Here is a 1,134-nt window from a genome sequence, read left to right on the forward strand (position 1 = left end):
CCTGGAGCAACCGGGCATGGGCCGGCGGGCGCTGCTGCTGCGGCTCGCCGCCGACTGGGTCAACGACGTCGAGGTCGGCCGGCTGATCAGCGGCCTGGAGGGGGAGAACCGGGTGTTGCCCGCGCAGCTGCTGCTGCGCCGGTTGCTCGCCCACTCCTGGTTGGAGCGCCGCGTCCAGGTCGGCGATCGGCCGCTGCTCGACCTGGTGCCCACCGGCCTGGGCCGGGGCAGTCTGCCGGAGACGCGCCCGCACACCCCGGGGGTCCGCTACCGGCTCTCCCGCTTCGCCACCCTCCAGCACGACCGGGACATGCTGGTGGCCGCGTCGGCGCTGAGCACCCTCGTCGTCGGCTGCGCCGACGCCGCCCTCGGCGCGGTGCTGGCCGCCGCCGCGCCGGGCGTCGGACCCGACGTGGTGGCCCGCACGCTCGGCGTGCCGCCGGATGTCGCCGGCCGGGTGCTCGACGAGTTGACCACCGCCCGGGTCCTGGTCACCGACGCCGAGTTCGAGGCGGAATGCGACGAGGCGCCGCTGGCCTACTGGTCGCCGGAGGAGCTGCGGCTGCACCACCGCTCCCGCGCCGGCCGGCACGCGCTGCCGGTGGGCGGCACCTACCGGATGCGGGAGCGCTTCACCCCGCAACCGCTGCGCCGCCCGTACGACGGGAGTCGGGCGGTCGAGCTGCCGCTGCCGGACCTGGCGACGATCGCCAAGGAGGAACCCTCGTTCAGTCAGGTCGTCGCGGACCGGCGCAGCGTGCGCGAACACGACGACGCGGCACCGCTGCCGCTGGAACGGCTGGCGGAGTTCCTGTACCGGTCGCAGCACACCACCGCCGTCGGCGAGGCCGGCGGACAGGAGGTCGGCCACCGGCCCTACCCGGGTGGTGGCGGCGTCTACGAACTGGAGATCTATCCGCTGGTGGCGCGCTGCGCCGGGCTCGATCCCGGGCTCTACCACTACGACCCGGTGGGGCACCGGCTGGAGCCGGTCGCCGCCTGGGGGACGGCCGCCGACCGGCTGCTGGCGTACGCCCGGGCGTCCGGGGCCCTGCCCCGGCCGCCGCCGACGGTCCTGGTCGTCTCCGCCCGCGTGCAGCGGCTCAGGTGGTCGTACGAAGGGATGAGCTACGC

At 75.7% G+C, this 1,134-nt stretch carries 1 protein-coding gene; it reads left to right on the top strand.

Annotation, left to right across the window (positions count from 1 at the left end):
- Positions 1-1,134, top strand: a 1,134-nt coding sequence (locus tag KBX53_RS33765; protein WP_210863899.1) for a SagB family peptide dehydrogenase, incomplete at both ends; no start/stop codon positions are given.

It is taken from the genome of Micromonospora sp. M51 (assembly GCF_018070305.1).
GTDB classification, from domain to species: Bacteria; Actinomycetota; Actinomycetes; order Mycobacteriales; family Micromonosporaceae; genus Micromonospora; species Micromonospora parva.